At 42.3% G+C, this 4217-nt stretch carries 3 protein-coding genes and 2 tRNA genes; 3 read left to right on the top strand and 2 right to left on the bottom strand.

What is annotated here, in order from left to right; genetic code table 11:
* The coding region (locus BXY_RS09255; RefSeq protein WP_208946795.1) for a sensor histidine kinase at positions 1 to 1024 on the top strand (1024 nt) is incomplete at its 5' end.
* Positions 1025 to 1135: 111 nt separating this feature from the next.
* On the opposite strand, the gene BXY_RS09250 is transcribed toward BXY_RS09255, so the two are convergent.
* Positions 1136 to 2848 carry a S41 family peptidase gene (locus tag BXY_RS09250; protein ID WP_015531740.1) on the bottom strand — a complete coding sequence of 571 codons (1713 nt, stop codon included), beginning with the start codon at positions 2846 to 2848 and terminating at the stop codon, positions 1136 to 1138.
* A gap of 46 nt (positions 2849 to 2894) precedes the next feature.
* On the bottom strand, positions 2895 to 3884 hold the full coding sequence (locus BXY_RS09245; protein ID WP_008642658.1) for an adenosine kinase: 990 nt from the start codon (positions 3882 to 3884) through the stop codon (positions 2895 to 2897).
* A 77-nt stretch (positions 3885 to 3961) separates the two neighbouring features.
* Between BXY_RS09245 and BXY_RS09240 the strand changes: the two genes are divergently transcribed.
* Positions 3962 to 4035, top strand: a tRNA-Asn gene (locus BXY_RS09240).
* 28 nt (positions 4036 to 4063) lie between these two features.
* Positions 4064 to 4137: transfer RNA gene (locus BXY_RS09235), tRNA-Asn, on the top strand.
* The last annotated feature ends 80 nt before the right edge of the window (positions 4138 to 4217 follow it).

Genomic DNA, 4217 nt, shown 5'->3' with positions numbered 1-4217 from the left:
CTTCGACCATGATGCCAATATTATAGAGCTTGCTTCTTCGCCGGCAACCAACCACGTAGAAGGTATCAATGCCAGTAATATCACCACCACTAACGTAAAAGATATTCTGCCGGAAGAAGCTTATGAGAGTGTCCGCAAGAATATGGATAAAGTGATCCTCACGGGAGAAAGTTCCACAGCCAGACATGACCTGATGTTGGACGGTGTTTTACATCACTACGAAAACCGCATCTTTCCGTTGGATAATAAATATCTGTTGTGTATGTGCCGTGATATATCCCAACAATGGGAAGCAGAACAGACGAACGCGCAACAACAGAAAGAGTTGAAGGCCGCCAGAGTCAAGGCAGAAGAGTCGGATCGGCTGAAATCTGCTTTTCTTGCAAACATGAGCCATGAAATACGCACTCCGCTCAATGCGATTGTCGGATTCTCCAAACTAATCACTTTCGCAACATCTACGGAAGAGAAGAATCAATATGCGGAAATCATCGAACGAAATTCGGAAATGTTACTGAATCTATTCAACGATATTCTGGATCTGTCCTCACTGGAGGCCGACTCTTTAAAATTCAACATCCGTCCGATCAAGTTAACAGATATCTGTCTGCAACTGAAGCAACAGTTTTGCCATAAGACGCAAAACGGAGTCAAACTTATTTTAGATGATGTAGATGCGGACATGTATGCCTCCGGTGACTGGAATCGTATTATACAAATTATAAGTAACTTACTTAGTAACGCCACAAAGTTTACCCCCAAAGGAGAAATCCATTTCGGGTATCGGGAAAAAGAGGATTTTGTAGAGTTCTACGTGAAAGATAGCGGCATCGGTATTCCGGCAGAAAGAGTTGCCACTATTTTCCGCCGCTTTGGAAAGGTCAACGATTTTGTTCAGGGAACCGGATTGGGGCTGACTCTTTGCAGAATGTTAGTAGAAAAAATGGGAGGACGTATCTGGCTGCGCTCCCAGGAGGGGCAGGGAAGCAGGTTCTATTTCACTCTCCCTTTGATTCGCCAATAAATGTGTCAGTCGAGGTTACAAATACCTGTATCCGAGGATGACACTTATATGACTATTTACAATTAGATACAGAAAACGCGGCCTGTCGATGACAAAGCCGCGTTTTCTGTATTATCTATATTTGAAAAATATTTCTTTATTCTTAGCAACCGGGGCACTAAGCATTTCTTTGTATTTCACCGGATCATTCAGTATTTTCATCGCTTCCTTCAAACCGTCATCATCCTTCAACTGCTGGATGATATTACCCCGTTGATAATAGTAACGTTTGATAATTTCAGTAGCAATCATTTTCTTTATGTCGGTAGAGAAATAATCCAAGTCACGGTCGAGATTATGGTTCAACTTCTTCTCTAGCACTTTGAATTCCTCTGAAGCGTCATCCATATATCCTTCAAACTCGGCAGCTTCTTTCAACGTTTTCAGAATCTTCTCACTCTGTTGGTCATACTTGAAGTCGGCTTTCTTCACCAATGCTTTAAAATCATTATAATCAGCATCTGTCACCTCAAACTTCTCCGGAGCAACGATAGTGGGATGTTTCAAACAATACTGCGTTGCATAATCGAAGATTAGATTATCACGTACCAAATAGAAAAGGATATTCGGTAATTTCTCTTGTTTGATCGTAATATCCGGCATTACACCACCTCCATCACGGACTTCACGTCCGGCAGCCGTATAGAATACCTTAGTTAAACTGTCGGGAATAGTGCCGACACTTCCGTCTTCATTGCGATGTTTGTAATCAATAGCCTGCACGCAACGGCCGCTCGGAATATAATATTTGGAGGTAGTCACTTTCATCGTTCCGCCATAAGGCAAAGAACGGGGAACCTGTACCAGCCCTTTTCCAAAAGTACGGTTACCAACGATCACAGCACGGTCGAGATCCTGCAAAGAACCTGATAAGATTTCAGAAGCAGAAGCCGTTCCGCTATTTACCAGTACGGCAATCGGAATATCCAAATCCAACGGTTCGCGCAACGTTTTATAAGTGTTACTGGCCTGTTTGATTTTTCCTTTGGTCGTCACAATCACTTTTCCACGCGGCAAGAAATAATTCGCAATTTCTACTGCTTCATCCAACAGTCCGCCGCCATTACTACGAAGGTCTATCACCAATGAAGTAGCTCCCTGTTTCTTCAAATCCAGAAACGCTTTCTTAAATTCTTTGGAAGGATTGCCGGAAAAAGTACTAAGGCCGATGTAACCTATATTGTTATCCAATACGGCAGTATAAGGTATTGCCGGATTCTGAATAGACTCACGCACAATTGTGAACTCCATCGGCGTACGTCCGCCTTTCACATTCGGACGCTCAATCTTCAACTTAAAACTGGTCCCTGCCTGCCCACGCAACATCTGGCTGACTTCCGCATTATTCTTACCGGCAAGGTCTTTTCCGTCAATCTCCATCAGGATATCTCCCGCTTTCAGTCCGGCTTTTGCAGCAGGTGTTCCCTCAAAAGGTTCAGAAATCATCGAACGCTTTAGTTTCGTATTATAAGCAATGTAAGAACCTATACCACCGAATGATCCTTTAATCATCTGTTCCAACTCACTCTGATCTTCTTCCGGATAATATTCCGTATAAGGGTCCAAGGTGTAAAGCATATTATCGATCCCTTCCCGAATCGTTTTATTCGGATCGATGGTATCTACATAGAACATATCCAGTTCTTTCACAATCGCGTTAAATATATCCAGATTCTTTGCAATCTGGAAATTACGGTCGTCTCCGCTCTTGAAACTAAAGAAAGCAACTGTGGCTATCACCGCTACTGCAACAATAGCTATTCGCCTGTTCAGCAATTTTTTCATACCTCTTTTTAATCTAAATGAGTCGTAAAAGTAGCTTAATCCTTTGTTATTCTGCCAGAATCCTGTTAATATTTAACTTAATTTCATCCCAGCGTTCCTGTGGCATCGTTGTTCCGATTACCTGAATAACATTTCCCGAGAGAATAGAACCTATTTTTGCACATTTATCCAACGAGTATCCACAGGTCAATCCATATAAGAATCCGGAAGCGAAATAGTCACCAGCACCGGTAGTATCCACCACTTTCTGAACCGGAATGGCCGAAACCTTTATTTCCTCTGTTCCTTTGCGGATATAAGAACCGCTTGCTCCGACTTTTACAATAGCAATACTGCATTTCTTGGCAATCACTCCCAAAGCTTCCTCCGGCTCCTTGCCGGTAAAGGCTTTCGCTTCTTCTTCGTTTGCAAAGACGATGTCGACATATTTGTTTATTAATAAAGAGAAGAACTCCAGATCATTGGCCACAATATTATAACTAGCCATATCCAGACAAATCTGCAAACCTGCTTCCTTAGCCAGTTCAATGGCATGAAGAATCATTTCATGATCCTGAACGAGGTAGCCTTCTATAAATAGGTACGCGTAACCTTTAAACATATCCAGCGTCAGTTCTTCCGCTCTCAAAGAAGCGGCTGCTCCCAGATAGGTTCCGAAAGTGCGCTCTCCATCCGGTGAAATAAAAGTGGATGCCACACCGGAAGGTAGTCGGTCCGAGTTCAATAATTTGTCTTCAATCTTATTTTTCTGCAGATTTTCACGAAAAAATTCTCCATAATTATCATTTCCCACTTTTCCGATAAACCCTGTTCCGGCACCCAAACAAGCCAGTCCAAGGATGGCATTTCCTGCCGATCCGCCTGTTGCCAAGTGGGTTTTCATCTGTGAAAATTTTATGTTAATCTGCTGTAACTTAGCGTCATCGATGAGCTGCATGCTTCCTTTGGGTAAACCCATTTCATCCAAAAGAGTATCATCCTTCAGGGTTGCGAGTACGTCTACCAGGGCGTTGCCCAATCCTATTATTTTGTCCATTCCTAATATTTTTTTTGCAAAGATATTGCATATTTCAAAAAAACCTAGTACTTTTGCATCGCAATTGAGAAAAACATTCTTCCTTAGCTCAGTCGGTTAGAGCATCTGACTGTTAATCAGAGGGTCCTTGGTTCAAGTCCAAGAGGAAGAGCAAAGTTGAAAATCTTGATTGCAAACATTCTTCCTTAGCTCAGTCGGTTAGAGCATCTGACTGTTAATCAGAGGGTCCTTGGTTCAAGTCCAAGAGGAAGAGCGAAAAAAGAGGTAAATCAGAAGATTTATCTCTTTTTTTATTTTTCGGATCCAATGTTTTTCGGATCATAACGGAAACAG

The organism is Bacteroides xylanisolvens XB1A, assembly GCF_000210075.1.
Taxonomy (GTDB): domain Bacteria; phylum Bacteroidota; class Bacteroidia; order Bacteroidales; family Bacteroidaceae; genus Bacteroides; species Bacteroides xylanisolvens.
This window is presented reverse-complemented; position numbering and strand designations above follow the sequence as displayed.

Excerpts from the sequence above, each read along its gene's own strand:
- BXY_RS09250 (WP_015531740.1), bottom strand. The coding sequence starts at position 2,848 with ATGAAAAAATTGCTGAACAGGCGAATAGCTATTGTTGCAGTAGCGGTG.
- BXY_RS09245 (WP_008642658.1), bottom strand. The coding sequence starts at position 3,884 with ATGGACAAAATAATAGGATTGGGCAACGCCCTGGTAGACGTACTCGCA.